We start from the raw sequence: 3,460 nt of genomic DNA, 5'->3' as shown, positions 1-3,460 counted from the left end.
CCGGTGACAATAATATGAACAGATCGAAGTAGCAGGCACGTAGTAGCCGCGTGCGGCGAGGCGTCAAATGAAAGACGAGCTATGGGAGTCTCTGTTTTTGTATTAGAGGAGCCGGTCTACTCGACCTTTAGAAAAAACGACTTCCTGGGACATTGTATAGACGAGATAAGCCAAGCAAAGACGTGACCCCTTTGGCCTTCTTGTTCTCAAAAATGAGACTGCTGAAGGGTGTAGCTGGCTAGTGAGGCGATAATCTCGGATCCAAGCATTGATTAAACCAATTAGTCGATAAAAGGCCTATGGTAAAAGGGCTTCCTGTTTTTGGCAAAGGCCTGAATGTCTTTCAGTCTTTTTATGGCCAAATCCCTTCGTCTCGTCCTTTCTTCAATACTGCCTCCAATAGTGGAGTATTGAGTAAAGCTGAGATCAGAATATCCAGAACTTTGGAACACCCCCTCTTTCCATATGTAATGTGTCCTGTATTTGAGCCATAAGTTGTCAAATTTAATCATCTCTTTATCGTCAAGCTGGAAGCGATACTCCTCTATATATTTCGAGTATTTTGGGAATTCATTTGCAAGATAATTAGCTGCTTCTAGCTGTCTGTTGCTATGTAAATCAGCATGAGTGGCCTGTCTTATTGGCAATTCTTCAAGCCACTGAATATTAGGCGTCAAGCGGAGGTATAGCTCTTTGTTTGCAATATACTCCTGTTTAGTCTTTTCGTGTTGAGTCGTCGCGAATAGTGTGGTCATTGAACCAACTATTGCTCCAATGATTGTTGACGCAACGTTCCATAGTACTGGATTGAGTGTAACTGCTGCTTCGTTCATGATTCCTACCAAGACGTTGACGTTGAGGAACGTAAAAAGGGGCCGTTTTATTTATAACGGTCAATATAGTTCTATTCAGCCAGGCCTGATTCATAGGAGAAATCTTGCCTTTAGAAAAATCGGATTCCAGGGACATTGCATAGTCGAGATGAGTCAAGCATAGATCTGACCCTTTTCTTTTAAAATTTAATTCTTGGCTACTTTAAAGTATCGAAGGCAGTGCATCACCAGCCGCCCATCCATATTTGTCGTTTCATCGCCGCCATGTTTCTTGCCGTCTTATGAATGAAATCATTGTATGCCAGAATTACTTTTATCAAATGTGTCAGCGGCAGAATTTTCTATATCTAAATAAGACTTGGGGAGTAATGCTACTCTTGGTCTTGCCGAACCTATCTCCCAATCTACAGTGCTACCATCTTTATTTTTTCGTTTTAGCTTATTTCCAATACCCAAATTCATTGAGAAAAAATCCAGAAATCTCCTTGCACCAACTCCGGTGAATGGTTCAAATATAACTTGTTCACTATCTTCTTTCGTGTCTAATTTCGTCCTCAATTCTATGGAATCAGAATGGAATTCAAGAGCTTTACTTTTTGGGTATGGCTCCACATACACGACCCTCTTTATGCCAGAAGCTATGATGTGTTTTGCGCAATTATGGCAAGGAAATGTTGTGCAGTAAAGCGTAGATTCTATACAACTTATACCTGCTCTTGCACAAGAAAGAATTGCTTCCATTTCTGCGTGAACCACCCTACCAAATTCTGTTAAATCGCGAATTCTGCTTTTTTCAAGAACCTCCTGTATCTTTTCAGTACCAATACCGCTTATCTCATCAATTTCACAAATATTATGGGCTATACTTTGAATTATCTCATTTTGTTCTGCTTTGTTAGAGTCTTCATTCCTTGTATAGTCTTTCCCATCAGTCACATCGTTTACGTTTCCGCTTTCTCCATCTGTTTTGGCCCAGTAATGACCACCACCAGACACAGGACATTCGTTTGCCCCTGTAGCAATTATTTGTTGGTTCTTGGCTATTACAGCACCTACTTGGCGCGACAAATCTCCAGACCTGACAGAACTAGAAAATGCCATAAACATAGAAAATTCGTCAAAAGTAGGGTTTTTATATGGGTGTGAAAAAATTAGCTCTAGAAACCTTTGAATCGTATTTTTAACTTGATCGTCATTTTTTCCAAAATTAATGTAAAAGTCTGATAAATGGTAAGTGTCCCTCGTTCGTTGACCATGAGGAATTTTTTCATCTTCATCAATACTTGTTAATTCATCTGCTTCACTGATGGTGAACCCTTTATCGTTTGTCAAATAATGAAGGCGTCGTTTTTTGTCGGTATGAATTCCGAAAAGGTAAAACCCTTGTCCATAAATTTTTCTCAATATTTCCACTTCGTCAGGGTGCTTTAATGAGTTGATAATATAAGCTTTTTTTTCAATACGCGTATCCCGTTTGCTTTTTATTAGTTTTGCTGATCCATATGCTAATATTGCATTGTTGTTGGTCTTTTTTCTGAGTTCATCCCCTGCATTCATTAATTGCTTTATTCTGTCGTATTCTCCTGTAAATGCTGGTGTTTTTAGAAGAGATGAGACCTTTATTTCTTCAGCCTTGTACCCAAATCTTTTAAGCCTATCTGTTAGTGGTGTAACAACTCTTGTTGACTCAGTACCTACCGCACTTACAATTCCAATAATTATTTCAGAGTTGTTAAAGTTTCCATTTAAGTACTCTATAGAAATTTCACTATGAGTAATCTCATCGGTTACAGTTGTTACTGCTTGCTGACCTTCTTGAGCATCTGCAATATCTACTGGTGGTAACTCTACCTCTTTGGGGAATTCATCTGGGTATAGTGCTCTTTTGACTTTATTTTCGAGGAATTGTTTTTGATCTTGTTTGCCTTGAAATTGGATTGTACCTGTGCTCTCATACCAGCTCATTACTCCGCCGTTGAGACGAAGCACCTTTTTGTTTGTTTGTGATTCATCCCAATCACCGCCTATTGTTGACAATTCTTGCTTTAACTCTTCATAACTTTTAGTGAATATCAGTTTCATTCTGAATCCTAGTGAATTGAGCTTTATCTGGTGGGAACTGGTTGCGCGATGTTTGCGCATTTCATGTTTAATAATTTATTATGAGCTTTTTGCATCAGTTGAGCGTCCAGCAATTATCATAAAAATTGAAAAAACAATACTGAAGATGATTGCCAATATTTACTTCCACGATTAACAAGACTCCAAGCTACAGAGCAGACAAAACCGAAACATGCGATTACAACGGCTAGAGCAGGTTTATGTAGCACTACACTGGCATAACCTACAAATGCAGATGCAATGAAACCCCAAAAAAACAATGATCTTTTCCAGAAAAGTTCAATTTTGAAATTACGAGTAGCTAATGCAATATCTTATTTTTTATTTTTCATAGCATTTTCAGTCATCTTGCTACCTGTTTTTTCTCTCATAACATACTTAAGGGAATCTCGAATAAATGGTTTATTCCCCAGCGTCTTTAATTATGCGATAAATATGGAAATCAGGGTCAATTCAACATTTAAATTTTCGTGTTTTTGGGGTTGCAGCGAACAACTCAATCGCCC

The 3,460-nt window shown here is 38.5% G+C and carries 3 protein-coding genes; all 3 read right to left on the bottom strand.

Annotated elements, in window-relative coordinates:
* Positions 1-281 precede the first annotated feature (281 nt).
* A complete protein-coding gene (locus JWH17_RS22915) occupies positions 282-833 on the bottom strand; it encodes a hypothetical protein (RefSeq protein ID WP_205225028.1) in 552 nt (183 codons plus the stop codon).
* Between the two features lie 291 nt (positions 834-1,124).
* Positions 1,125-2,915 carry an anti-phage dCTP deaminase gene (locus JWH17_RS22910; protein ID WP_205225027.1) on the bottom strand — a complete coding sequence of 597 codons (1,791 nt, stop codon included), beginning with the start codon at positions 2,913-2,915 and terminating at the stop codon, positions 1,125-1,127.
* Between the two features lie 116 nt (positions 2,916-3,031).
* Positions 3,032-3,214 carry a RipA family octameric membrane protein gene (locus JWH17_RS24935; RefSeq protein WP_438941069.1) on the bottom strand — a complete coding sequence of 61 codons (183 nt, stop codon included), beginning with the start codon at positions 3,212-3,214 and terminating at the stop codon, positions 3,032-3,034.
* Positions 3,215-3,460 lie beyond the last annotated feature (246 nt).

Origin of the sequence: Desulfogranum marinum, from assembly GCF_016918565.1 — a bacterium.
Lineage (GTDB): Bacteria > Desulfobacterota > Desulfobulbia > Desulfobulbales > Desulfobulbaceae > Desulfogranum > Desulfogranum marinum.
The sequence above is the reverse complement of the archived record's forward strand: the minus strand, read 5'-3'. Positions and strand labels throughout refer to the sequence as shown.

Bases quoted from the DNA above. Each gene is read 5' to 3' on its own strand.
- JWH17_RS22915 (WP_205225028.1), bottom strand. From the start codon at position 833: ATGAACGAAGCAGCAGTTACACTCAATCCAGTACTATGGAACGTTGCG.
- JWH17_RS22910 (WP_205225027.1), bottom strand. From the start codon at position 2,915: ATGAAACTGATATTCACTAAAAGTTATGAAGAGTTAAAGCAAGAATTG.